The following is a 24,984-nucleotide window of genomic DNA, read 5'->3' as shown; positions in this document are numbered from 1 at the left end:
ACCTTATTAAAAGCTAATTTGTACAGAAGCGTAGGCGCCGCTTTGATCGGGCAACCCGGCAATCGATTTCAGATCGACATAAGCAACCACCACTGCTACCGACTTATTCGGAAACCAACCGACAAAAACATCACGCCAGTCATATTCCTGAGCAAAACCTAAGTTATCTGGTTTCTGCCGGTATTCGGCTCCGACCAGCCAGTGTCGGTTAATAAACATGCCGAGACTGGCTTCGGCCATCGCCTCGTAGTCGTCATTTTTATCACCACCAAAGCCTAATAAACCCAACTGATTTGCCTTGGTCGCACGCAAAGTGAGATTCGCCACCCAGGTACGGGCAAAAGGACCGGCAAGCCACGCTTTAGCCGCACTGACATAAACGTCGGTGCCAGTGTCATCGGTGGCTCCGACCGCTTCTGGCAAGGCAAAGGTGGTATTGCGTTTATGCTGAACACCGACGCTCAACTGCGGTAAATCGCCGTATATCACATCACCCGCAACCCGTACTTTTAACCCGTAGATTTCTTGTTTTAAGTCACCACCAATGGTATTCAGGCCCAGCCGCTGCTGCGCGTAGCTCACTTCTATGCGATTGCCGTAGGTCGCATTTAAGCTTTGGACTCCTAATTGAAAGTCGTCAACATCAGCAAAGTTCCCGTTCACAGTGAAGCCCCACTCGCCTTTCTCTGCGTAACTTGCCGTGGTCGCCCAGGGCACGATGCCACCACCTCCAGCACCTTCGATACTGGTTACGGCGCCGGTGCCCAGCAGTTTACCATTATCGGCATAGGCGATTGGGCACAGTAGAATAGTACTGGCCAGCACACCGCTCACAAGAAAGTTAGAGTAGAGTTTTATCATGCTGTTTTCCGCTGTCCCGGGCTTGCTGAGAGAAAGTTAACGCCTGCTCGCCAAGCCATTGTTCGAATTCCTGTGCGGCTAAAGGGCGACTAAAGTAATAACCTTGCAATGTATCACAACCCATTTCCTGCAGCAGGTACCAGACCGATTGCTCTTCCACCCCTTCAGCGACCGTCGTTAGGTGCAGTTGCGAGGCTAACTGTAGGGTTGAGCGGACAATAATGCGGTCGTTGGCATCGTCTTTTAAACCCCGGATGAAGCTTTGATCGAGCTTCAGTTCGTCAACGGGTAAATACTTCAGTTGTGCCAATGATGCGTAACCCGTGCCATAGTCATCAAGCGCGATTTTTACGCCCAGATGTCGTAGCTGAGCTAAGCGCTCCTGCGCCTGTTCAAGATCTGCCATTACCGCACTTTCAGTTACTTCCAGCGTCAGATTAGCCGCCGCTAACTTGCGTTTTTCCAGTTGCTGTCGAATAAATTCGACCAGCTTTTCGTCCTGTAAGTCAATTGCTGATAAATTAATCGCCACCTGCAATTTGCGTCCCTGTTCCAGCCAGTACTGCTGTTGATCAAGTGCGGTTTCGCAAACCCAACGCGTTACCCGCAGGATATCGCCGGATTGTTCTGCCAGCGGAATAAACTCATCAGGACGGATCACACCAAGCTGGGGATGCTGCCAACGGATCAGGGCTTCAACACCTAAAACTTCACCGCTGCGACAACAAAGCTTTGCCTGATAATGGAGATTAAGTTTGCGCGCACTAATGGCTTCAGGAAGCGCTTGCAGAATTTGTAAACGGCGCATGTAGTCTTCGTCACTGCCCTGCTGGTAGGCCGCCAGCAGTTGCTTACTCTGTTGCGCCAACCGTGCCGCCAGTTGCGCCCGGCGCAATAACGCATCAACCTCATCCCCTTGCTCAGGGTAACGCACCAGGCCCGCACGAAACTCAAGTCGGTAAGGGGTCTCACCAACTTGCCAGGGTTCATTTACCAAACGTTGTAAACGCTGTTGTAACTCCGCTTTTTTCAAGTTCTCATTGCACGCCAGGACAAATTCATCACCCGCCAGACGCGCAATAAAACAATCAGTCATAAATTCCTGCTTCAGGCGCTGAGCGACCAACTGCAGAATTTTGTCACCGAAGCCCTGGCCAAGTCGATCGTTAAGCGCACGGAACCGCAGAATATTCATGGTTACCACATAACCACTTTGTTGGTCCTCGAGTTGCGCCTGAAGATAGTGATGCAGAGATTTACGATTGGGTAGACCCGTCAGAATATCGTGCTCGAGCTGATAGATAATGCGTTGTTCACGTTCAGCAATAGCACCCCGCATGGTATTAAAAGTTTCACCCAACTTACCGAACTCATCGTCGCGCTCAAGCTCAACAGGCTCGTCATAATCCCCCTGGCGCAGCGCTTCAGCGGCCGCGGTCAGACGCATTAACGGCTTGTTAAACTGACGAGCGGTGGCAATCGCAAGAGCCAGCGCCACTAACAAGGTTGCCAGACCAAAGCCAAAATACTGACTGCGCAGGGTCTGGTATTCCTGAGTAGCTTCTGCGCGCGAGGCACTGACCAACAAATTAACCTCGTTCAATTCCGCTAAGTGACCCGCCAGACCGCCCTCAGTAAGCCAGTCCTCTACGCGCTCTTGTTGCGCTGCGTCTAATAATCCCTGCCGTTGGGAAAGCGGTAAACTTGAGGCAAAAATTTGGCTGCTGTCGGCATCAAAAAAAGTAATATCAGCATTCGTCAGCTGTTTCATCGATTGCGCTAAGGCATCATCGACTACAAAGCCCAGCGTCGCATAAGCAATCACGTCCGGCGCCCGCACCGGTACCGTAACCAGCTGGAACAACTCGTCATCAACGCGGCGAATACCGCGGAAATCAGCAATCGACTGGATCGCAGGTAAATCATGGGTGGTCGCCAGCTCGGTACCGTCAGGCCGGTACAAGGCCATCAACTGAGTACCAATCCGTTCTCCGTGATTGACCATAGCGGAGATCAAAGTATCCTGATCACCGCTGGCTACGGCTTCGCGGAAGCCAAAATCATCAGCCAGTACCTGAGCGGCTTGCAGCAACTGTTCGCCACGAATACTAATCAGCTCGCCCAATACCCGCTCACTGACCACCAACTCGCGTTCCACTGTCAGTTTCGCCTGATTCTGTGTCGCTACGGTTACTGCGATGAGCGTCACCACCAACACCCCACCTGCGAGGCCGATAAAGAGCAATAATAATCTGCTGCGAAAACTAGTTAACATTCTGCTTCAGCCGGTTAAAACGCTCTTGCAAGGGTGATGTCTCTGGCGGGTTTTGTTGCTGTCGTGTCACCGGTAAAGTGACGTTCAGTGAGCTCTGTTCAGCGCCAACGGCCACCGTGTATTCTGCGGTGGCACTTTCACCCAGTCCGGGGTACCAGAAGTTGACTGCGGTCGCGCCGTCGGCTATTTCCAAGATGGCCTCTCCCTGGGCATCTGTCGGCACTGATTGAGCATGCGGACTGACATAAATGTATGCGCGCATGTGATCATGGATATTACAACCTAATACCACTACGCCGGCACTGGGGAAAGTGATCAGCGGCGCCTCCCGATTGCTGTAAAGTGGCACTTCAAAGGTTTTTGCCGGCGAAAATGAGTACACCTGGTGCCGAATGTTGTCACTATTTGGAAAGTTTACCGCTGTACCTGGCTTGATGGTGAGAATAAAGGGTTTAAATAGTCTGTCGACCTGATCCATGACAGCGTTATCCGACGAAGATTCTGCACCAGGATGTTCGGTTGATACGATGACTTTTGGTAATGGCGCGCCCTTCTCATCGTTCACGCGTACGGTGAGTTCACGGGCGTGACTGAAATTGGCAGCAGCGCTCCCCAGAAGAAATAACAGCGCTGCTATTTGAAAGTTTCGCATCTACACCCCATGCTTATAACTAGATCACTAGTTGTCCAAAAACACTTGATCAATGAGGAACCTATAATGTCGACTCAAGTTCGTACTGAAAAAGATAGCATGGGAGAGATAGACGTACCAGCAGATGCATTGTGGCGAGCGCAAACGGAACGCGCACGGCAAAACTTTGGCCTCAGCACCTTGCGCTTTCCGCTGCGCTTTATTCACAGCCTTGCGCAAATCAAGGCGGCCGCGGCAGAAGCCAATGCTGAGCTCGACCTGCTTACTAAAGAGCAAGCTGACGCCATCGTTAGCGCCGCAGAAAGTGTCATTAATGAACAAACTACCCAACACTTTCCGCTGGATATTTTTCAGACCGGCTCGGGTACCAGTACTAATATGAATATGAATGAAGTGCTGGCGGAAACCGTTAGCCGTGCCAACGGCCCGGAGGTTCATCCGAATGACCATGTCAACTGCAGCCAGAGCAGTAACGACGTGATCCCAACCTGTATTCAGGTAAGTTCGGTACTGGCCTTAACACAACACTGGTTACCCGCCATTATTCACCTGCAACACACCATCGAAACTAAAGCGCGCGAACTTGAAGAGGTCGTAAAAACCGGTCGCACGCACCTGATGGATGCGATGCCTATCACCATGGCTCAGGAACTTCGTGCCTGGGGCACCCAGCTGCACCACTGTCAGGCCAATGTCAATGAGGTCATCGAACGGCTGCGGGAATTACCGCAAGGGGGTACCGCGGTGGGATCCGGCATCAACGCTCCACATGACTTCCGCAGGCTTTTTTGTGACGCACTAAGCGAGCGCACCGAACAGACATTTCGCGCGGCAGACAACCCTTTTGCCGGAATTTCCGGGCAGGAACTGAACCTACAATTGGCAGGCGCCCTGAATAGTTGTGGTGCGGTGCTCATGAAAATCAGCAATGACTTGCGCTGGATGAACAGCGGCCCTCTGGCCGGCTTAGGTGAAATTGAACTGCGCGCCCTGCAACCGGGCAGTAGTATCATGCCGGGCAAAGTGAATCCGGTCATTCCCGAAGCCGTCGCCATGGTGTCAGCGCATCTTGCCGGCAGTTACTCAACCGTTGCTACCGCAGCCCAGCAAGGTAACTTTCAGTTGAATGTGATGTTACCCCTGGTGGCTTATCACTTGCTGGAATCGATTGAAATCAGCGCTAATGCCATGACAGCACTGGCAGATCAGGCCATTGCCGACTTCACCGTTAAGCATGAACGCCTGAATGAGGCGTTAGCACGCAATCCTATTCTGGTCACCGCCCTGAACTCGGTGATCGGTTATAACCAGGCCGCCGCGATCGCCAAACAGGCATACAAAGAACAACGTCCGATCATCGATGTCGCTGACGAAATGACCGATCTTTCACGGGACGAACTGGAACGCCTGCTCGACCCGAAACAACTTACCCATGGGGGCATCCCCGGGACCTCAAACGATAAGGAGTAATTATGAGTGCTAAGCATGTTGTTATAACTGGTGCCAATCGCGGTATTGGTCTTGCTCTGGCCCGACAATTTCACGAACGTGGCGACAACGTCACTGCCGTGTGCCGTAAGCCTTCACCAGAACTCGAAGATCTTGGCGTTGCCATCATCGACGGTATTGATGTCACCGATACTGATGCACGCCAGTTACTCGCCGAGCGGCTGGAAAATGAAACCATTGATCTACTGGTTAACAATGCCGGCATCCTCGAAGGAGATAAGTTTCATGACTTCGAAGAGGCCGACCTTAAACGCCAGTTTGAAGTCAACGCTATTGGTCCGCTGGCATTAACGCGAGCCCTGCGCCAGCAGCTCAAACAAGGCAGCAAGGTTATTATGATTACCTCACGCATGGGCTCTATGGGCGATAACGGTTCTGGTGGCCAATACGGTTATCGTATGAGTAAAGCCGCGCTCAATGCCGCTGGCGTATCCCTCGCCAACGATTTCAAAGATGATGGCATCGCCGTTGGCATGCTGCACCCAGGCTATGTGCAAACCGATATGGTCGGTAACCGCGGCGATATCTCCGCCAGCGAAGCAGCCAGCCGGCTTGTACAACGCATGGATGAACTTGACCTCGACAGTACCGGCTCGTTCCGCCATAGCAACGGCGAAACTTTACCCTGGTAACCCCTTTCGCCGATTAAATAACCAAACTATCGGTTTTTTAATCAATCGCGCGGTTAAACGCGTATTTTTGCGAAAAAGAGGTTGACGCTAGAGCCCCTGATTTGCATAATACGCGCCGCACTCACCGAGCGCAGTTTTAAAAAGTTTTTGGTATGGCTACGTAGCTCAGCTGGTTAGAGCACAGCACTCATAATGCTGGGGTCGCAAGTTCGAATCTCGCCGTAGCCACCAACCAAAAATTAAATTGCATGGGCGGACGTGGTGGAATTGGTAGACACGCTGGATTTAGGTTCCAGTGCCTCACGGCGTGAGAGTTCAAGTCTCTCCGTCCGCACCAACCTTCTTCGGTCGAGGGCAAAGTTTTTAAGCCTAAGTTGGGGTATAGCCAAGCGGTAAGGCAGCGGGTTTTGATCCCGCCATTCCCAGGTTCAAATCCTGGTACCCCAGCCACTTAAAAGCTGTTTTCCGAGAGTTGGGGTATAGCCAAGCGGTAAGGCAGCGGGTTTTGATCCCGCCATTCCCAGGTTCAAATCCTGGTACCCCAGCCACTCTCATCTGCTTGTTGCGGTGGTGGCGGAATTGGTAGACGCGCTAGCTTCAGGTGCTAGTGTCCGAAAGGACGTGGGGGTTCAAGTCCCCCCCTCCGCACCATTTTAATTAATGGTGTTTGCAACAAAGCGAAGAAACCGCCAGCTGGCGGTTTTTTTTATATCTGCGAATCGCCCATTGCCGCGCGAATAATTTGTTTCCGCAATGGCGCCAACTTGCTCACTGCAGTTAAGCCTAGCGCAACAGCTGCGCGTGCCGCCAGATGCTCCGAGCGGAATCCAACATGAATCGCATCCATAACCCGCATCATCTGCTGGTTTACCGCCATTTGTTTACGCTCATAACCACGTAAAGCCTGGTCAAGTGGCTTCTGCGCAAGCTGCTCGAAAAGTTCCTGTACATCCGCAAAGCCAAGATTTACACCTTGTCCGGCAAGGGGATGAATGCTGTGGGCAGCATCACCAATTAATACGACTCCGCGCGTATCGATATACCTGAGCGCCCGCTGCCGGCGCAGGGGAAAACTGCCATGACGTTGCAGTTCAAAGCTGCCAATATGGGGTGCAAAGGTTTGTTCCAGCCCCTCGGCGATAGCCGCTTCATCCGCTGAGCGCCATTCCTGTTCGGAGCGGTAATCGATGAGACAGGCCCGGTGTTGATCTAAAGGTAACAAAGCATAAGGTCCCTGCTCACGAAAGATTTCCCAGGTCGCAGGCGCAACAGGTTTCTCCGTCTCGACGATAGCCAGCAAACAGCGCATGTCGTAATCCCAACCGCGCATACCGATACCGGCCGCACGCGCCACGGCGGAATTCGCCCCGTCAGCGCCAATCAGTAAGTCATAACTTAGTGCCTCACCCGTTGCAAAATGCAACTGTTGCCCGCTGAGATCATAGGACTGCACTGCAGTATCAGAGCGCAGCTCCACCTGTGAATGTTCAGCGACGTAGTGCCACATGGCACGTATCAGTGCATTGTTTTCGACCATAACGCCGAGTTGCGGCTGATCAACTTCTGCGGCGGTAAAAGTGACACTCAGACCGTCGCGGGTTGTAACACTTAAGGCATCATAGGCAAGGTGTTTCGAAGATTCGACACGTGACCACACCCCCAGCCGTTGTAACCAGTGGCGATTTTTTTCGTGCACTGAAGAAATGCGCAAATCCCATGGCGCTTGCTCTGGCGTGCTTAGCGGTGAGGCACCGCGCTCAAGCAACGTCACCCGGTAGCCGGCTTGTTGCGCAGTTACCGCTGCGGCGGCACCCACCAGTCCTCCCCCGACAATCACCACATGCATGCTCGTTTCCTTTTCGCTTCACTGATTTAGCTAAACCATGCTCACATCATAAAAAATACTACCTGAAGAATACAGGATTCCCGACAAAAACATTGCTAAAAGTCGGCGGTAGGATCGTGCTAATATAACGACTTAAATTGCTCGTCCGGCCTAGCCAATGATAGAAACTCCTCAACGTACCGTGGTCATCGCTTCACTACTTGTGCTTGGCGCAGAGCTTTGCTTTGCCGGCGTCAGTGCCCTGGTAAAGTATTTGAGTACCGATGTACCTTCGGAACAGCTGGTGTTCTTCCGCAGTCTGATGGCTTTTGTCGTGCTCTTGCCCTGGCTCTGGCGTAAAGGTCCGGCGGCCTTTAAGACAAAGGCCTGGGGCTTTCATTTGAGCCGCGGTATTGCCGGGCTGGCGGCAATGTATCTGTTCTTCTATGCCATCGCGCATATACCTTTAGCGCAGGCCACTCTGGTGCTGTTGTTGTCACCTTTCTTAATTCCGGTCATTGGCCGACTGTGGTTATCAGAACGCGTCTTACCGCAAACCTGGATTGCCATCGCAATCGGTTTTGTTGGCGTATTCATCTTTCTCAACCCGGTTGCCGCTGAGCTCTCACCGATTGTTGGCATCGCATTTATAGCGGCCTGTCTGGCAGCATTTACCAAAACTCTGATCCGTCAGATGTCTGCGACAGAGTCATCCAGCAAAATTGTTTTTTATTTTTCCGGTCTGTCGACAGTACTCTCGGGCATTCCACTGATTTGGCTGGGTTCTCCGATCGCTACAGAACACTGGCTCGGTATCTTTGCTATGGGTGGACTTGCGGTGACCGGCCAGCTCGGTATGGTCAAAGCGTTTTCTTTAGCCCCGGCTGCCAAGGTCGGTGTTTTTACCTACAGTTCAGTTATTTTCGCCGCACTCATGGGCTATTGGTTTTGGCAGGAACCCATTACCTGGCACATGCTTAGCGGTGCAGCCATTATTACTCTGGCAGGCTATTTAGCGATTCGTACCCGGCGCAAAGCAGAAACTGGCGGCAAAGTTGGCAGTTGAGCACAGAACAGGCTAAAATAATGTCCCTTTTGAGATACACCAACGCAAGTGAGTAAAGCGAAGTTATGAGCAAGAAGTTATACATCAAAACTTGGGGCTGCCAAATGAACGAGTACGATTCAGCGAAGATGGCTGATCTGCTGGGCGCAACCCATGGCTATGAAGTCGCAGACGAGCCAGAAGATGCCGATTTGATCCTGCTCAACACCTGCTCGATTCGTGAGAAAGCCCAGGAAAAGGTCTTTCATCAGCTTGGCCGTTGGAAAACATTAAAAGATAAAAATCCTGATTTAGTGATTGGGGTCGGTGGTTGTGTTGCCTCACAAGAAGGTGAACACATCCGCGCCCGCGCACCTTACGTTGATATCGTGTTCGGACCGCAAACCCTGCACCGCTTGCCAGCAATGGTGAAAGAAGTGCAAACCAATCACACCCCGATGGTTGATATCTCGTTTCCGGAAATTGAAAAATTCGACAGCCTGCCCGAGCCAAAAGCTGAAGGCCCGACTGCGTTCGTCTCCATTATGGAAGGCTGTAGTAAGTACTGCACCTTCTGCGTGGTGCCTTACACCCGTGGCGAGGAAGTCAGTCGTCCTGTTGACGATGTGCTGTATGAAATTGCCCAACTGGCAGAGCAAGGCGTGCGTGAAGTCAATCTTCTGGGACAGAATGTGAATGCCTATCGCGGCGAAAGCTTCGATGGTTCAGTTTGCCGTTTCTCAGAACTGCTTCATCTGGTTGCTGCGATTGATGGCATTGACCGTATTCGCTATACCACGTCGCACCCGGTAGAGTTTACCGACGATATTATTGAAGCTTATGGCACCATTCCTGAACTGGTCAATCACCTGCATCTGCCGGTGCAAAGTGGCTCTGACCGGGTACTAACGTTAATGAAGCGCGGCCACACCGCACTTGAATACAAATCGCAAATTCGCAAGCTGAAGCGCATCCGGCCAAACATGGCAATGTCCTCCGACTTTATTATTGGCTTCCCGGGTGAATCTGATGCCGACTTTGAAGCGACCATGGACCTCATTCAGGCTATCGACTTTGACCTGAGCTTCAGTTTTATTTACAGCGCGCGACCAGGCACGCCAGCGGCAGATCTGCCTGACGACATCAGTGAAGAGACCAAGAAACAGCGCTTACAAATTCTGCAGCAACGCTTAAATCAGCAGGCGCATGCTCACGCACGTCGCATGGTTGCTACTGAACAACGTATTTTGGTGATAGGTCCGTCGAAAAAAGATCCAATGGAGCTAAGTGGACGCACGGAAAATAACCGGGTGGTTAACTTTGTCGGTGACCCATCCATGATTGGTCGCTTTGTTGACGTAAAAATTACCGATGCATTTGCCAATTCACTGCGCGGCGACGTGATTCGAGTGGAAGATGAGATGGGCCTGCGGGTGGATACAGCACCGCAGACCATTCTTGCCAAACAAGCACGCACACAACCTGATGCATTGGGTGTGGCGAGCTTCATTCCACCCCAACAGTCTTAACCAAAGAGGTCCTTTTGAGTCCAAAAGTTACCACCCTTGATATCGAACTAGAGCCGGCAGACAGCCGGCGTTTAGCTGAACTCTGTGGCCCGTTTGATGAAAATCTCAAACATATTGAACGGCGACTGGGTGTTGAAATTACTTACCGCAATCAGGCATTCCGGTTGATTGGCCCGCAACATACGGTCAAAGCCGCAGAGAAATTATTGCGCGACCTTTATGTGGAAACAGCCACGGTCAAAGGCGCACCTGGCGAGATTACACCGCAGCAGGTCCACCTTGCGATTCAACAAGCGAACGTTCTGGAGCAGGGCAAAGGCGACCCGGCTGCAGAAAAAATGACCCACATCAAAACCAAACGCGGCATGATCAAGCCACGTAATCACAATCAGGCTGAGTACGTGCGCGCGATTCTGAGCCACGATGTCAACTTTGGCATCGGTCCGGCCGGTACCGGCAAAACCTATCTCGCGGTCGCATGTGCCGTAGATGCGCTGGAACGCCAGGAAGTTCGTCGTATCTTACTGACGCGCCCTGCCGTTGAAGCAGGCGAAAAGTTAGGCTTTTTGCCTGGCGATCTGGCCCAAAAAGTCGACCCTTATTTACGTCCGCTTTATGACGCGTTATTTGAGATGCTTGGCTTTGAGCGGGTTGAAAAATTGCTCGAGCGTAATGTTATCGAGGTCGCACCGCTGGCCTACATGCGCGGTCGTACCTTAAATGATGCTTTTATCATTCTCGATGAGAGCCAGAATACCACCTGCGAACAAATGAAAATGTTCCTGACCCGTATTGGTTTCAACTCACGCGCGGTCATCACCGGTGATATTACCCAGGTTGACTTACCACGCGGACAAAAATCAGGATTGCGCCACGTTATTGAAGTTCTCACTAACGTAGAAGATTTAAGCTTCACATTCTTTCAGGCCACCGATGTTGTTCGCCACCCGGTAGTCCAGCGTATTGTGCAAGCTTACGAAGAATTCGACCAACGCAAATGACAGTTACAGTAGATATTCAGGATGCCTCCAATGGCGCCAAGCTACCCTCCACGGATGACATTCAGTCGTGGGTAGAGGCCGCCTTGCAAGGGCATGAATGGAACGATGGCGAGGTCGAACTTACCGTTCGCATCGTTGCTGAGGATGAAGGTCTCGAACTCAATCGTGACTACCGTGAACGCGACTATGCGACGAATGTGCTATCGTTTCCTTTTAGCGCACCGATTCCGATGCCGGTAACTTTACTTGGCGATCTGGTCGTTTGTGCTCCGGTGGTAGCGCGCGAAGCGCAAGAGCAAGGTAAGACCTTGGACGCACATTGGGCGCATATGATTGTACACGGAACCTTGCATTTGCTAGGTTATGACCATATTGAAGATACCGAGGCGGAACACATGGAGCGCCTTGAAACAACGATTCTAACCGGCTTAGGGTATAGTGACCCTTATGCTGAAGTTGGTAACCAAACGGAGCAAGCACCAGCTAATGAGCGATGACCATCCCCACTCTACCAACGGTTCTGCGAGTAAATCGTGGGCAACCAAATTGTTGCAACTGTTTACCGGAGAGCCGAATAGCCGCGAAGAGTTAGTCGATATGATTCAGGACGCAGAAGAACGCGACCTGATCGACAACGACACCAAGGAAATGATTGAAGGCGTCCTCGACGTTGCGGAACTCAAGGTTCGCGACATCATGGTGCCGCGCTCGCAAATGGTAACCATCGATATCAATCAAACGGTGGATGCCTTCTTACCTATTGTGATTGACTCCCAGCACAGTCGCTATCCCGTCGTTAGTGAAAACAAAGACCACATTGAAGGCATTCTGCTGGCCAAAGATCTTTTGGCTTACGGCTTCGGCATGACCGACGACGAGTTTTCCCTGGCTAAAGTTATTCGCCCGGCAGTCATTGTCCCAGAAGGCAAACGGGTGGATGTGTTACTCAAAGAGTTTCGCTCGCAGCGTTACCACATGGCCATCGTAGTCGACGAATATGGCGGCGTGTCAGGTCTGGTGACGATCGAAGACATTCTGGAAGAAATCGTTGGCGAAATAGAAGACGAAACCGACTACAACGAAGATTCCAAAGCCGATATCCGACGCATCAACAAGTCGCGTTTTTCGGTTAAAGCACTCACCACCATTGAAGATTTCAACGATTACTTCAGTACCCAGTTTGGTGACGAAGAATACGACACCATCGGTGGCATGGTGGCCCATGGTTTTGGTCACTTACCCAAACCAGGTGAAGAAATCACTATCGGTGGCATCGCATTTAAGGTGACTGGCGCCGATAAACGACGCATATCGCAGTTGCAGGTTAGTTTTCCTGAGCGGACAACCACTACCGATACGGAAAATTAAACATGGCATCTCGGCATCGCCGCTGGCAAGCTGCATTGACCCGAATTGCTTGTGTATTACTGGGTGTGCTGCTGGTTTTCAGCTACGCCCCATTTAATCAGGCCTGGTTACCCTTGCCAATTCTGGCGCTGATGATCTGGCTGTTGCAGGACAAAGCCCCTGCCGACGTCTGGCGCCTCGGTTACTATTTTGGTTTTGGCTGGTTTGCCGCGGGGCTCAGCTGGATTTACGTGAGTATTGATACCTTTGGCGGACTGCACCCCATCGCTACTGTCGGCATCCTGATGCTACTGTTTCTCTATCTGAGTCTGTTTCCGGCACTGGCGTTCTGGTCCTGGCGCTGGCTCACCGTCCGCGTTCATGCGCAGGCGTACTGGAGTCTGCCATTAACCTGGCTTATTGCCGAGTCCCTGCGGGGCTGGTTGCTAACTGGGTTCCCCTGGCTAGAGTTAGGTTACACGCAAACCGATACCTGGCTGGCAAGTTACGCGCCCTGGTTCGGCGGCAGCGGTATCACCACCGTACTGATAACCCTTGCCTTGCTCACCGTTTATTGGCTTAAACAGCGTTCCTGGCATGCCCCCGCACTCATCGCATCATTGCTTTTGTTGCCACTGTTGTTGTCGCAGCTAACCGCTGTCTCACGAACGGGTGACAATGCCAGCATAGCTCTGGTACAGGGCAATATTAATCAGTCGATAAAGTGGGATCCGGATCAGCACTGGCCCAATTTAAGTCGCTATCTCGATTTAAGCCGCCCGTTGTACAACACCCATGACGTTATCATTTGGCCAGAGTCTGCGGTGACCATGCCAGAGCCTTATACTGACGATATTCTGGCGGTAATTCATGATGAGATGGCGACCACACAGACGGCCTTCATCACCGGAATCATTGATATTGATCGCGATAACTACTTTAACTCAGTGATAGCACTCGGTCAGGACGGTCTTGAAGCGGTTCACGAAGCCTATCAGCACGGCCACAGTAACCGTTATCAGAAGCATCAGTTGCTGCCCATTGGCGAATTTGTGCCATTTGGCGATTTATTGCGCCCCCTGGCGCCGCTGTTTAACTTACCAATGTCGTCTTTTTCCCGCGGCTACGCAGTGCAAGAGCCTTTGCGAGCTCACGGCTGGGAATTTGCCACTGCGATTTGTTATGAAATCGCCTTCCCCGGACACGTGCGGGCAAACTTCACCAGTACCACCGAATTTCTGTTAACCGTCAGCAATGATACCTGGTTTGGCCGCTCCCATGGCCCCGCGCAGCATATGCAAATCGCCCGCATGCGAGCGATAGAACTTGGTCGCCCGCTGATACGCTCGACCAATAGCGGCATTACTGCAATGGTTGACGAAAACGGTGACTGGCTGGCCCGGGCACCGCAATTTTCCAGCACCACCTTGTCGGCGCAGGTACCTTTAGTCAGCGGACTGACTCCCTACTTCCTTTGGGGGGCTTATGGAAGCTGGATGTTTGCGCTCCTGATCGTGATTCTCGGCGTATTGCCCGTAGTCAATCGGCGCCAAAATAAGTAAACTGTAAGCAGTTTTAGTGTCCCTTAACCAAAAACTGGAACAAACCATGGAAAACATCATCGCAGCAATCATTTTTGCGGTTCTCACCGCAGCAGGTACTTTGGGCGTTACTAGCCTGGGTATGTTTGTGTTTTATCGTGATCCTGACGATCGTGATGCGCAGCAACGTAACCGCTTCGAATACGGTTTTTTTGGTCTGGCAGGCCTCGTTGTTATGCTCCTGATGTGGTACGCCCTGTAACTCGTTTTTCACTCTCACGCCGTCGAATAAATGGATTCTCAGATGTCAAAAGTTATGCAGGATAACTACGATCCAGCGCAAATCGAAACCGCCGTCCAGCAACGCTGGGAGCGTGATAAAGTCTTCGAAGTCAGCGAGCAGCCGGATAAAGAAAAATTCTATTGCTTGTCGATGTTCCCCTACCCAAGTGGCAAGCTGCACATGGGCCATGTGCGCAATTATACCCTTGGCGACGTAGTCGCCCGGCACCAGCGCATGCAAGGCAAAAATGTACTGCAACCTATGGGCTGGGATGCGTTTGGTCTACCTGCTGAGAATGCTGCAATTCAAAATGAAACAGCGCCGGCAAAGTGGACCTATCAAAATATTGATTACATGCGCAATCAGCTAAAGTCTCTAGGCTTTGGTTATGACTGGTCGCGGGAAATCGCGACCTGCCGCCCCGACTATTACCGTTGGGAGCAGTGGTTTTTCACCAAGCTTTATGAAAAAGGCCTGGTGTATAAAAAGAATGCGACAGTTAACTGGGATCCGGTCGATCAAACCGTACTCGCCAATGAACAGGTCATTGACGGGCGTGGCTGGCGTTCAGGTGCCAAAGTCGAACAGAAAGAGATCCCGCAGTGGTTTATCAAAATCACCGCTTATGCCGATGAGTTATTGCAAGATCTGGATCAGCTTGACGGCTGGCCGGAACAGGTTAAAACCATGCAACGTAACTGGATTGGCCGGTCTGAAGGGGTCGAAATTGACTTTTCAGTGGTTGACCACGAGCAGCCGCTGACGGTTTATACCACCCGTCCTGATACCCTTTATGGTGTCACTTATATGGCCGTCGCAGCACAACATCCGTTGGCCCAGGAAGCGGCCGCTGCCAACCCTGAACTTGCCAGCTTTATTGACTCGATCAAGAATTCAAAAATGGCCGAAGCCGAGCTTGCCACTATTGAGAAAAAAGGCATGCCAACGGGCTTTTTTGCTACCCATCCGCTGACCGGCGAGGCGATTCCGATTTGGGTCGCGAACTTTGTCCTGATGGATTACGGTAGTGGTGCAGTTATGGCAGTACCCGCTCACGATCAACGTGACTGGGAGTTCGCCACCGCCTATGAGCTGCCGATCAAGCCGGTCATTGAACCTGCTACTGGCGAGCATGATATCAAGCTCGCCGCCATCACTGAAAAAGGCACCACCATTGATTCAGGACCTTATACTGGCCTGAGCAGTGAAGAAGCATTCGAAGCTATCGCTAAAACGCTGGCCGAGCAAACTATTGGCCGCCGCCAGGTAAATTACCGTCTGCGCGATTGGGGTGTGTCGCGCCAGCGCTACTGGGGTGCACCCATTCCAATGCTAAAACTGGCGGATGGCAGTTCCGCGCCGGTGCCGGAAGATCAGTTGCCGGTACGCTTACCTGAAGATGTGGTCATGAGCGGTACACAATCGCCGATTAAAGCAGACCCTGAATGGCGTAAGACCACCTACAAAGGTGAACCTGCAGAACACGAAACCGATACCTTTGATACCTTTATGGAATCTTCCTGGTATTACGCCCGCTACTGTAGTGCCAATTTCCATGAGGGTATGCTGGATCCGAAACAAGCAAACTACTGGCTACCTGTGGATCAGTACATCGGCGGTATTGAACATGCCATTTTGCATTTGTTGTACGCCCGCTTCTTCCACAAGCTCTTGCGCGACACCGGTCTGGTGAATTCCGATGAGCCGTTCAAGCGTTTGTTGACGCAAGGTATGGTGCTGGCCGATAGCTATTTCCGCGAAGACGCTACTGGCAAGATCACCTGGTACTCGCCGCTTGATGTCGACATTGTCGAACGCGATACCAAGGGCCGTATCGCCAAAGCGGTACTGCGTAGTGACGGCAAAGAAGTCACCTACGGCGGCATGACAAAAATGTCGAAGTCGAAGAATAACGGCATTGATCCGCAGTTGATGATCGACAAATACGGCGCCGATACCGTACGTCTGTTTATGATGTTCGCAGCTCCGCCTGAAGCAACATTAGAATGGTCAGATTCAGGGGTGGAAGGCGCGCAACGCTTTTTACGCCGTGTGTGGCGCTTAGTCGCGGACTACAAAGCCGTAGCAGAGCAAGAGCATAGCTCTGATTTCAGCGACTTAACCAGTACACAGGAAGACCTGCGCCGCGAAGTGCACCGTACCATCGAGAAAGTTTCTGATGATATGGGCCGCCGGCAAAACTTTAACACCGCAATTGCAGCAATTATGGAAGTGTTGAACAAACTCCAGAAAGCTGAACTGACCACTGCCGTTGATCGCAGCATTATGCGTGAGGCACTGGACGCAGTCGTGTTAATGTTAGCTCCTGTCACCCCGCACTTGAGTGAAGTGCTCTGGCAGCAGTTGGGTCATCAGGACGACATTACCTTTGCCTCATGGCCTGAAGTTGATACTTCGGCTTTAGTGGCATCGACGATCCTGGTTGTCATTCAGGTTAACGGTAAAGTTCGCGGTAAAATTAACGTTGCGGCTGACGCTGATCAGGCTTCGGTTATTGCTGCTGCGGTCGCCGACGAGAATGTCCAGCGCTTTATCGCGGACAAAACCATTCGCAAACAAATCTACGTGCCGGGTAAACTGGTAAATATTGTTGCGAATTAATGCAAGCTAAACACTGTTAGGACGATACATGCGTACATTGCTGCTTGGTGGGCTGATTTTTCTTCTGGTTGGCTGTGGTTTTCAACTGCAGGGCAATTACCAACTTCCTGCCGAGCTGGAGCAGTTACGCGTCAGCGCGCCACAGTTTAGTGAATTTGCCGATGAAGCCCGTGAGCGCTTTCGCCTCGCGGGCGCAACTCTGGTTAATGACAGTTCAGCAACCCACGTTGAGATCCTCAATGACAGTCTCAGCCGCCGTACCTTAAGCCTTTCAGCGAGTGGTCAGGTGGCAGAATACGAATTGATTTATGCGGTAAATTATCTGCTAGTCCCCCGCCAGGGGGAAAGTAAGGCACTGCAGGTTGAAGTTTATCGGGACTATCAGGATGACCCGAATTTTGCTCTGGCAAAAACCCGTGAACGCGAGGTCTTAGTTGCCGAAATGCGTGAACAGGCAGCGCAGCAACTGGTGCGTCAGGTCATCGCTCAGGTAAGCGAATAAGCCTATGCAATTAGCGCAACTGCAAGGTCACCTGCAACAGCACGGATTACCTGCATTAATTTGCGTGTTTGGCGATACGCCATTGCTGGTTGATGATGCCCTGCAATTGATTCGGCAGCAGGCCCGGCAACAAGGTATTGATGAGCGGCAACGCTTTATTCAGGACGCACAGTTTGACTGGGGTCAGTTACAAACCGACAGCGTGAATCTCGGACTCTTTTCCAGCCTGCGCATGATCGAAGTTGAACTGCCCGACGCCAAGCCGGGCCGCGAGGGAGCGGAGGCGTTAAAACGTTATTGCGCAGAGCTGCCCGACGACCAGATTTTGGTACTCACCGGGCCTAAACTCAAACAAGAGCAACTGAAAGCGAAGTGGTTTCAGCTGTTACAAGCCGCCGGCCCCGTCGTGCAGGCCAATAGTCCTGAACGCCGCCAGTTGCCACAGTTTATCCAACAACGGGCACAACGTTATCAACTGACTATTGATGGCCAGGCAACCCAGTTGCTGGCTGATTGGTTTGAGGGCAACCTGCTCGCCCTTGATCAGGAGTTGCAAAAGCTCGCGCTAATGGATGCTCCGCAGCCTTTAACCCCAGCGTTCATCACCGAGGCGGCACACGACCAGAGCCGGTTCACCGTGTTTGCGCTGCAGGAAGCGATTTTACAAGGCGACCTTACAAATGCCTTACGCCGCTTGCAACGCTTACTTGAGGAAGAAACTGAAATCGCCATTCTCAACTGGATGTTACAGCGCGAGGTGCAAAAACTGCAGCAACTGCAGCAACGCCAGTTAAGCAGCAAAGAGCTCATGTCCTTGGGCATCTGGCGCAATCAGGAAGCGGCCTACCGTGCATTCGCTCAGCGCGTACAGCCGCAATATCTTGCCCGGCTGCAGCAATTGCTGGTACGTCTTGAATTCGCGTTCAAGCGCGACTCCGGTGAATCGCTGGCGACCTTGTACTGCCATGCCCTTATCCTGTTATGCCAGCCGCAACGTGACCCTGAGTTTTTAAGCACATGTTACGCGTAATTTTTGGTGGCACCTTCGACCCCATCCACAATGGCCACGTGCTGACCTCACTCTTCGCCTTTCATTTATTAAAAGGTGATCAGCTGCATGTCATGCCCAGCGCCCAACCGCCCCATCGCGATTTTCCCGGCGCTAGCGCGGCTCAGCGTCTGGAAATGGTACGTCTGGCGTATGCCGATCAGCCAGACGTGTGCGCAGAGCCCTGGGAATTGCAACGCGAACGTACCTCCTACAGCTTGCTGACGTTACAGGAAATGCACAACCAGTGGCCGGAAGATAAGCTCGTATTTTTACTGGGCAATGATGCGTTTGCCAAACTCCACACCTGGCACGGCTGGCAACAACTCCTGGACGTTGCCCATTTAGCTGTTATGCAACGCCCCCACGAAACCAAAGAATGGTCGTCCGAAGTGCAGGCTTTAGCGCAACGCCATCAGGTGAAGGAAATTGATAAATTGCACCAAACCCCTAACGGCGCGATTATTTGCCTACCTACCCCCGAAATTGCATTATCAGCGACCGAGTTGCGCCAGGCTATGGCGGCACATGGCCCATGGGAGCAACACGTGCCTGCCGGCGTCGCGGATTACATTAAACAACAGCAACTCTATCAAACAGCTTAAGGCAACTGCTTTTCCGAAACAGTCGTGGTAAACTATGCGCCGTTAAAACCGTCTGTTTAGGAGAGTTTCACTTTTGCAAGCTGAACAATTACGCGACTTCGTTGTAGATAAATTAGAAGACCTCAAGGGTCGTGACATCAAAGTCCTTGATGTCCACGAACAAACTGACATTGCTGAGTACATGGTCGTTTGTTCAGGCAATTCAAAAACGCACGTCAAAAGTCTTGCCAACCACGTTGCCACTGAAAGCAAACACTCTGGTGTGCCCCCCATTGGTGTCGAAGGTGCTGACACTTCAGAATGGGTACTGGTTGATTTAGGCGATGTTGTCGTTCACATCATGCAGGAATCTATTCGTGACTTCTATGAGTTGGAAAAACTCTGGGGGCCGCGTTAATGCGCATCCAGCTGATTGCAGTTGGCCAGAAAATGCCAAGTTGGGTCAGCACTGGATTCGCCACCTACGCGAAGCGTTTACCGGCCGACTGTCAGTTACAGTTGATTGAGATTGCCGCCGGTAAGCGTGGCAAAAATGCCGATGTTGCGCGCCTGACCAGGCAAGAAGGTGAGGCAATGCTGGCCGCCATAGGTAAAGGTAATCGCGTCGTCACGTTAGAAGTCGAAGGTCGGCCGTGGGCAACACCGAAACTGGCCGAACGTCTCGCGGACTGGCAAATGGACGGCCGCGATGTCAGTTTACTAATTGGCGGACCTGAAGGTTTGGCCGAAGCTTGCAGCGCCATCGCCGATGAACGTTGGAGTTTATCTCCCTTAACCTTGCCACACCCCTTGGTGCGGGTTATTGTAGCTGAGGCTCTGTACCGAGCCTGGAGCATTAACGCCAACCACCCGTATCACCGTGATTAAGCATGAGAAGACGCCGTTCCACAATTCGTGATCATCACGCCGAGACAGCTCTGTTTGGTCGGCGCGTGGTGGTATCCTTAATTATTGTGGTCGCGGTCTTTGGCATATTGCTCGGCAATATGTACCAGTTGCAGGTTATCCAACATCAAAGTTTCCAGACCCGCTCCAACGATAACCGCATCAAAGTCGTGCCGCTGGCCCCGAATCGCGGCATTATTTATGATCGTGAAGGCCGTATTCTGGCCGAAAACCGTCCGGTATTAAGCTTAGAACTGATTCCTGAGCGTGTTAAAGATCTGGAAAGTACCGTAGCCCGTCTTGCTGAATTACTGAACATCAACGCTGAACAACTGCTGCGCTTCGAACGCAATCGTAAACGTGAGCGCCGCTTTGAACAGGTTATTCTGCTCGATCAACTTAACGAAGAACAGGCTGCTATTTTCGCGGCGCGCCAGCACGATTTCCCCGGAGTCAGCATCGAAGCGCGCCTGGTTCGGCATTACCCTTATGGTGAGAGTCTCACTCACGCATTGGGCTATGTTGCCAAGATTAACCAGCGCGACGCCCAGCGGCTCAAAGAGCAAGGCCTGGACGCCAACTACGCCGCAACCCGAACCATCGGCAAGCTTGGCGTTGAAGGTTACTACGAAGAACAACTGCACGGCGCAGTGGGTTACCAGCAGGTTGAAGTGGATATTCACGGGCGTTCATTAAGAACGCTGGAAATTGAGCCACCGATCCCGGGTCAGGATCTGGTGTTGGAGATTGACATCGCGCTGCAACAAAAAGCACAGGAAATATTAGGTGACAACCGTGGCTCTATCATTGTCATGGACCCGCGTGATGGCGCGATAATGGCAATGATTAGTCAGCCCAGCTACGATCCCAACTGGTTCGCCCGGGGGATTTCCGTTGATCAATATCGGGGACTGCTAAATTCGCGTCACTCACCGCTGCTCAACCGTGCTACGCAAGGTGGTTATCCGCCGGCTTCAACCATCAAGCCGCAGCTCGCTATCGTTGGTTTAGAAGAAGGTATTATTACCACCGACACACAAATCTGGGATCCGGGCTGGTTCCAGATTAAAGGTGTCGACCACCGCTACCGCGACTGGTTGTCCTGGGGCCATGGTTGGGTCGACGTCGACCGTGCCATTGTCGAGAGCTGCGATACTTTTTACTACGATTTGGCGTTAAATCTGGGCATCGATACCATTTCTGAGCATATGGTGGGTTATGGTTTTGGCGAACTCACCGGCATTGATATCGGTGAAGAATCGTCGGCTGTTATGCCGAGTCGGGGCTGGAAACGTGCTCGCTTTAACCAACCCTGGTATGCGGGTGAAACCGTATCTATTGGTATCGGCCAGAGTTATTGGACCGTTACCCCGATGCAACTTGCGGTCGCCACTGCTGTGGTTGTCAATCGCGGCAGCCGACCGGTCCCGAGATTATTACGCGCCATCCGCGATGGCGGCGTCGAACTACCTGCAGTGCACGAACAAAAGCCGCCGGTACAGCTGAACAACCCGGAGAATTGGAGTGTTGCACTTAATGCTATGGAAGATGTTGTCAGCAGCGTTAAAGGTACCGCCCGCACAGCGTTTAAAGGCGCCACCTACACCTCCGGTGGAAAAACGGGTACGGCACAGGTTCGCAGCATTGGCCAGGACGAAGAGTATGACGCGGAAACCACTGCCGAAAAATACCGGGATAACGCCATGTACGTTGGCTACGCTCCGGTCGAGGCGCCAGAGATGGTGGTCATAATCACTGCCGAAAACGTGGTTGGCGGTGGCGGTAGTGTTGCCGCACCGATGGCGCGCAAGCTTATGGACTTCTATTTTCAAGACGAACCCGTGGTAGGTGAAAATGCACCCTGATCAGCAACGCACTTCATTACTACAGCGCGTGCACATGGACGCTCCACTTCTGTTCGCGCTGCTTATCACTGCGGTGGTGAGTATTTTTACGGTTTATTCTGCCAGCGGTGAAAATCTTGGTATGACAGAGCGCCAGGCTATTCGCGTAGGTGCTGCGTTCTTCGCGATGTTCGTCATCGCACAGATTCCGCTGGACACGGTTCAACGCTGGTCATTGCCACTGTTTGCGGTAGGTATTGTGCTGCTGCTTGCAGTACTGCTGGTTGGCGAGTCCAGTAAGGGTGCACAACGCTGGTTGAATCTTGGCTTTATTACTATTCAACCATCAGAAATTATGAAGCTCGCGGTGCCCATGGCGGTCGCCTGGTATATCGCTGAACAGGGTCTGCCGCCGACCTTGAAACGTCTCGCCGGTGCCTTTCTGTTACTGCTGATACCGGTATTGATGATCGCCAAACAGCCCGATTTAGGCACCTCGTTGCTGATCGCCTCATCCGGTATTTTTGTGTTATTCCTCGCCGGCATGTCCTGGAAGATCATTACCTTTTTTGCCGTTGCTATCGGTTCATTTACGCCGATACTGTGGATTTTCCTGATGCGGGATTATCAGCGCCAGAGAGTACTTACTTTCCTCAACCCCGAGCGCGATCCATTGGGCGCAGGCTACCAGATCATCCAGTCGAAAATTGCGATAGGCTCCGGCGGAGTTGAAGGTAAAGGCTGGTTGCAGGGCACCCAGTCGCAACTTGAATTTCTGCCCGAGCGGCATACCGATTTTATTTTCTCGGTGTTTAGTGAAGAATTTGGTCTGGTCGGCGTAATCGGCTTGTTCTTGCTCTATGGTTTTATCATCTTTCGCGGCATGATTATCGCCATGCGCGCGCAACGGGTGTATCAGAAATTACTCGCCGGTAGTCTTACTATGACCTTCTTCATTTATGTCATGGTAAATGTCGGTATGGTATCCGGGTTACTGCCGGTCGTTGGTGTACCACTGCCTTTGATTTCTTATGGTGGGACATCAATGGTGACATTGCTCGCCGGCTTTGGTTTACTAATGGCTATTGCCACCAACCGCCGCTTAATTCATGCTTAAGTTTATTAAGCGCTGACCACGATAACCCGGGAGATAGGTATGCTCAAACAACTCACACGAAGCATCGCAGCTGCAGCTCTACTAACCTGTACCACCAGTTATGCCGCCACCGACGCTTTGACCGCTGAGCAATTAGCATTTATTGACGAACTTGTCGTGGAGCACGGCTTCGAGCGCGAAGCGCTGGCCGCACTGTTAAGTCAGACCGAGCCTAATCAAGAAATTCTGGATGCCATTCAACGCCCATGGGAAGCCAAACCATGGCATCAGTATTATCCGATTTTTCTCACTGAAAAACGCTTAGCCGCAGGACTTGAGTTTTGGCAGGAACATGCTGAAACTTTAGCCCGCGCCGAGCAACAATTTGGCGTTCCGGCAGAAGTTATTGTTGCCATTATTGGTGTTGAAACCTTTTACGGTAGTTATTTAGGCAAGTATCAAGTGCTTGATGCACTCACCACGCTAGGGTTCCATTACCCACCGCGGCAGACATTTTTCCGCTCAGAACTTAAAGAGTTTCTGTTACTAACCCGGGCGGAGAAACTATCTCCGACAGAGCTTAAGGGATCGTACGCCGGCGCTATGGGTTATGGTCAGTTCATTTCGTCATCATACCGCCATTATGCGATCGATTTTGATGCCGATGGGGTCCGTGACCTGCTGTCCAATCCAGTCGATGCCATTGGTAGCGTGGCCAACTACTTTTTGAAAAATGGCTGGCGTCCGCAACAACGCGTCGCGGTAGAGCTACCCGCGACAGCAGCAAATGCCGACCTGGCCAGCGATGGACTCAAGTTAACCGCCACTATTGCGGAACTGCAGAAGCAAGGTCTCGACTTGCCGGAAAATACCGAACTCGACGGCGACATGAAAGCCAAAGTATTTCGTTTTGAACAACCCGATGACGCCGATTACTGGCTCGGTTTGCATAACTTTTACGTGATTACCCGTTACAATCGCAGCCCGCTCTATGCGATGGTAGTCCACCAGTTTAGTCAGCAGCTCGCTGCTGCCCGTTAAAGGAATTTCCGGCCATGCAACGCGTCCTTGCCATAGTTTTGACGTTACTGCTAATCGGTTGTAGCACAGCCCCGAAAAGTCGTTACAGTCAAACCCATGACAGTATACCGTCGCGGCTGCCGACCTCTGCTGAACTAGTCGAGCCAATTCCAAAGGTAGAAGTGCCAAGCCGACAAGGTAACCGCACCTATTCACTTTTCGGGCAGACCTATAACATCTTGCCTGACGCCCGCGGTTTCACCGATGAAGGAATGGCTTCATGGTATGGCGAAAAGTTTCATGGCCACCTGACCTCAAATGGTGAGATTTACGATATGTACGCCATGAGTGCCGCGCATAAAACCTTACCCTTGCCTACTTATGTGCGGGTCACTAATTTGGCGAATCAACGTTCTGTCGTTGTCCGGGTCAATGACCGCGGCCCATTTCACGATAACCGTATCATCGACCTTTCCTATGTGGCCGCCTACAAGCTTGGTATGCTTGCGACAGGAACGTCACGGGTGCGTATCGAGGCCCTCCACCCTGAAGCTGAAAATCAACAACTCGCGGTGACCACGCCGTTAGAGGCGGTGAACCAGGCTCAGTTCTATGTCCAGGTCGTTGCCGGCAGCGATCGAAATCGCCTAACCCAAGAAGCTGAAAAGTTGGCACAAATCTATCAGGTCCCTGCAACTACTCAGGCAAAAAATGGTCTACACGCTGTGATGCTGGGACCCTTTGCTGAACCACAAACGGACAAGCTGCTTAATCAACTTCGTGCAGACGGTTATACTGACGTTTTTCGCGTACCAGTCAGCCCTTAGCACTGGCCTTTTATCGAACTAAAGTGCGCAACTAT

23 protein-coding genes and 5 tRNA genes are annotated in these 24,984 nt (G+C 51.9%); 24 read left to right on the top strand and 4 right to left on the bottom strand.

What is annotated here, in order from left to right; translation table 11 throughout:
• Window positions 1-6 precede the first annotated feature (6 nt).
• From CWI69_RS01655 to CWI69_RS01645, 3 genes are read right to left on the bottom strand one after another with little or no spacing between them, the layout of a single operon-like run.
• Complete coding sequence (locus tag CWI69_RS01655) at window positions 7-861, bottom strand: DUF3034 family protein (RefSeq protein ID WP_126761291.1); 855 nt, start codon at window positions 859-861, stop codon at window positions 7-9.
• Window positions 842-3,136, bottom strand: a complete 2,295-nt coding sequence (locus CWI69_RS01650) for a putative bifunctional diguanylate cyclase/phosphodiesterase (RefSeq protein WP_126761289.1) — start codon at window positions 3,134-3,136, stop codon at window positions 842-844. The genes CWI69_RS01655 and CWI69_RS01650 overlap by 20 nt, the downstream gene beginning before the upstream one ends.
• The gene (locus tag CWI69_RS01645) at window positions 3,126-3,788 is read right to left on the bottom strand and encodes a methylamine utilization protein (RefSeq protein ID WP_126761287.1); all 663 of its coding nucleotides are present in this window, start codon (window positions 3,786-3,788) and stop codon (window positions 3,126-3,128) included. The genes CWI69_RS01650 and CWI69_RS01645 overlap by 11 nt, the downstream gene beginning before the upstream one ends.
• Before the next feature lie 66 nt (window positions 3,789-3,854).
• Here CWI69_RS01645 and CWI69_RS01640 point away from each other — a divergent pair, with 66 nt between their 5' ends.
• The 7 genes from CWI69_RS01640 (at window position 3,855) to CWI69_RS01610 (ending at window position 6,580) form a co-directional block, all read left to right on the top strand.
• Window positions 3,855-5,258: a class II fumarate hydratase gene (locus tag CWI69_RS01640; protein WP_126761286.1), complete on the top strand. Its 1,404-nt coding sequence runs from the start codon at window positions 3,855-3,857 to the stop codon at window positions 5,256-5,258.
• Window positions 5,259-5,260: 2 nt separating this feature from the next.
• On the top strand, window positions 5,261-5,929 hold the full coding sequence (locus tag CWI69_RS01635; protein ID WP_126761285.1) for an SDR family oxidoreductase: 669 nt from the start codon (window positions 5,261-5,263) through the stop codon (window positions 5,927-5,929).
• Between the two features lie 154 nt (window positions 5,930-6,083).
• A tRNA-Met gene (locus CWI69_RS01630) sits at window positions 6,084-6,160 on the top strand.
• A 21-nt stretch (window positions 6,161-6,181) separates the two neighbouring features.
• Window positions 6,182-6,266: transfer RNA gene (locus tag CWI69_RS01625), tRNA-Leu, on the top strand.
• A gap of 38 nt (window positions 6,267-6,304) precedes the next feature.
• Window positions 6,305-6,379 (top strand) — tRNA-Gln (locus CWI69_RS01620).
• A 23-nt stretch (window positions 6,380-6,402) separates the two neighbouring features.
• Window positions 6,403-6,477, top strand: a tRNA-Gln gene (locus CWI69_RS01615).
• A 16-nt stretch (window positions 6,478-6,493) separates the two neighbouring features.
• Window positions 6,494-6,580: transfer RNA gene (locus CWI69_RS01610), tRNA-Leu, on the top strand.
• A 55-nt stretch (window positions 6,581-6,635) separates the two neighbouring features.
• On the opposite strand, the gene CWI69_RS01605 is transcribed toward CWI69_RS01610, so the two are convergent.
• Complete coding sequence (locus tag CWI69_RS01605; RefSeq protein ID WP_126761284.1) at window positions 6,636-7,775, bottom strand: FAD-dependent oxidoreductase; 1,140 nt, start codon at window positions 7,773-7,775, stop codon at window positions 6,636-6,638.
• Between the two features lie 157 nt (window positions 7,776-7,932).
• On the opposite strand from CWI69_RS01605, the gene CWI69_RS01600 reads away from it, so the two are divergent.
• The 17 genes from CWI69_RS01600 to CWI69_RS01520 all read left to right on the top strand — a co-directional run bounded on the left by CWI69_RS01600 (window position 7,933) and on the right by CWI69_RS01520 (window position 24,949).
• Entirely contained in the window at window positions 7,933-8,820 is an 888-nt protein-coding gene (locus CWI69_RS01600) for a DMT family transporter (RefSeq protein WP_126761283.1), read from the top strand.
• A 65-nt stretch (window positions 8,821-8,885) separates the two neighbouring features.
• A complete protein-coding gene (gene miaB / locus CWI69_RS01595) occupies window positions 8,886-10,328 on the top strand; it encodes a tRNA (N6-isopentenyl adenosine(37)-C2)-methylthiotransferase MiaB (RefSeq protein ID WP_126761282.1) in 1,443 nt (480 codons plus the stop codon).
• A 14-nt stretch (window positions 10,329-10,342) separates the two neighbouring features.
• A complete protein-coding gene (locus CWI69_RS01590; RefSeq protein WP_126761281.1) occupies window positions 10,343-11,329 on the top strand; it encodes a PhoH family protein in 987 nt (328 codons plus the stop codon).
• Complete coding sequence (gene ybeY / locus CWI69_RS01585) at window positions 11,326-11,826, top strand: rRNA maturation RNase YbeY (RefSeq protein WP_126761279.1); 501 nt, start codon at window positions 11,326-11,328, stop codon at window positions 11,824-11,826. Before CWI69_RS01590 ends, ybeY begins: the two co-directional genes overlap by 4 nt.
• A complete protein-coding gene (gene corC / locus CWI69_RS01580) occupies window positions 11,816-12,697 on the top strand; it encodes a CNNM family magnesium/cobalt transport protein CorC (protein WP_126761277.1) in 882 nt (293 codons plus the stop codon). Before ybeY ends, corC begins: the two co-directional genes overlap by 11 nt.
• 2 nt (window positions 12,698-12,699) lie before the next feature.
• A complete protein-coding gene (gene lnt, locus CWI69_RS01575) occupies window positions 12,700-14,238 on the top strand; it encodes an apolipoprotein N-acyltransferase (protein WP_126761275.1) in 1,539 nt (512 codons plus the stop codon).
• A 46-nt stretch (window positions 14,239-14,284) separates the two neighbouring features.
• On the top strand, window positions 14,285-14,479 hold the full coding sequence (locus tag CWI69_RS01570) for a hypothetical protein (RefSeq protein ID WP_126761273.1): 195 nt from the start codon (window positions 14,285-14,287) through the stop codon (window positions 14,477-14,479).
• Window positions 14,480-14,533: 54 nt separating this feature from the next.
• Window positions 14,534-17,122, top strand: coding sequence for a leucine--tRNA ligase (gene leuS, locus CWI69_RS01565; RefSeq protein WP_126762785.1), 2,589 nt, complete (start codon window positions 14,534-14,536; stop codon window positions 17,120-17,122).
• A gap of 28 nt (window positions 17,123-17,150) precedes the next feature.
• A complete protein-coding gene (locus CWI69_RS01560; RefSeq protein WP_126761272.1) occupies window positions 17,151-17,624 on the top strand; it encodes an LPS-assembly lipoprotein LptE in 474 nt (157 codons plus the stop codon).
• 4 nt (window positions 17,625-17,628) lie between these two features.
• A complete protein-coding gene (gene holA, locus CWI69_RS01555) occupies window positions 17,629-18,654 on the top strand; it encodes a DNA polymerase III subunit delta (RefSeq protein WP_126761270.1) in 1,026 nt (341 codons plus the stop codon).
• Window positions 18,642-19,277 carry a nicotinate-nucleotide adenylyltransferase gene (gene nadD / locus CWI69_RS01550; RefSeq protein ID WP_126761268.1) on the top strand — a complete coding sequence of 212 codons (636 nt, stop codon included), beginning with the start codon at window positions 18,642-18,644 and terminating at the stop codon, window positions 19,275-19,277. The genes holA and nadD overlap by 13 nt, the downstream gene beginning before the upstream one ends.
• A 73-nt stretch (window positions 19,278-19,350) precedes the next feature.
• On the top strand, window positions 19,351-19,674 hold the full coding sequence (rsfS, locus tag CWI69_RS01545) for a ribosome silencing factor (protein WP_126761266.1): 324 nt from the start codon (window positions 19,351-19,353) through the stop codon (window positions 19,672-19,674).
• A complete protein-coding gene (rlmH, locus tag CWI69_RS01540) occupies window positions 19,674-20,144 on the top strand; it encodes a 23S rRNA (pseudouridine(1915)-N(3))-methyltransferase RlmH (RefSeq protein WP_126761264.1) in 471 nt (156 codons plus the stop codon). Before rsfS ends, rlmH begins: the two co-directional genes overlap by 1 nt.
• 2 nt (window positions 20,145-20,146) lie before the next feature.
• On the top strand, window positions 20,147-22,027 hold the full coding sequence (gene mrdA / locus CWI69_RS01535) for a penicillin-binding protein 2 (RefSeq protein ID WP_126761262.1): 1,881 nt from the start codon (window positions 20,147-20,149) through the stop codon (window positions 22,025-22,027).
• Complete coding sequence (gene rodA / locus CWI69_RS01530) at window positions 22,017-23,123, top strand: rod shape-determining protein RodA (protein WP_126761260.1); 1,107 nt, start codon at window positions 22,017-22,019, stop codon at window positions 23,121-23,123. Before mrdA ends, rodA begins: the two co-directional genes overlap by 11 nt.
• 39 nt (window positions 23,124-23,162) lie before the next feature.
• Complete coding sequence (gene mltB / locus CWI69_RS01525) at window positions 23,163-24,143, top strand: lytic murein transglycosylase B (RefSeq protein ID WP_126761258.1); 981 nt, start codon at window positions 23,163-23,165, stop codon at window positions 24,141-24,143.
• Window positions 24,144-24,157: 14 nt separating this feature from the next.
• Window positions 24,158-24,949: a septal ring lytic transglycosylase RlpA family protein gene (locus CWI69_RS01520; protein ID WP_126761256.1), complete on the top strand. Its 792-nt coding sequence runs from the start codon at window positions 24,158-24,160 to the stop codon at window positions 24,947-24,949.
• Window positions 24,950-24,984 lie beyond the last annotated feature (35 nt).

The sequence above is a fragment of the Pseudidiomarina halophila genome, from assembly GCF_003987215.1.
Lineage (GTDB): Bacteria > Pseudomonadota > Gammaproteobacteria > Enterobacterales > Alteromonadaceae > Pseudidiomarina > Pseudidiomarina halophila.
The sequence above is the reverse complement of the archived record's forward strand: the minus strand, read 5'-3'. Positions and strand labels throughout refer to the sequence as shown.